Origin of the sequence: Achromobacter sp. SIMBA_011 (genome assembly GCF_046535435.1) — a bacterium.
Classification (GTDB): Bacteria; Pseudomonadota; Gammaproteobacteria; order Burkholderiales; family Burkholderiaceae_B; genus Achromobacter; species Achromobacter dolens.
In genome coordinates this window covers 1-262 of record NZ_JAWRWN010000661.1, presented here as the reverse complement: position 1 = coordinate 262, position 262 = coordinate 1, and the positions used below count along the sequence as shown (strand labels likewise).

Annotated in this window: 1 protein-coding gene; it reads left to right on the top strand. The window is 55.0% G+C overall.

What is annotated here, in order from left to right:
- Positions 1-18: 18 nt before the first annotated feature.
- Positions 19-262: hypothetical protein (locus SB816_RS32605; protein WP_410548325.1), on the top strand; the 244-nt coding region annotated here is incomplete at its 3' end.

Below are 262 nucleotides of genomic sequence, written 5' to 3'. Positions count from 1 at the left end.
CATCCTAGCGAGCTTCCTTTGAGTGCCGTCCATTGCGCGCATGAACCCGGCATACGAAACGTCTTTGTCGAACGAAACCACTTTGCCGCCCTGATCTTTGATCGCGTGAATAGCCTATTGTTGGAGTTCATCGTTTTGCTTTCCTTGGTCATTTCCCGTAGCGGCGTGCAATACGCCAACGTCGCTTGTCCAGCGCTTCCAACTGCCGCGTCCGTTGGGACGGCCGCGCAGTTAGCCATCGCGACGCCGAAAGTAAATAGAC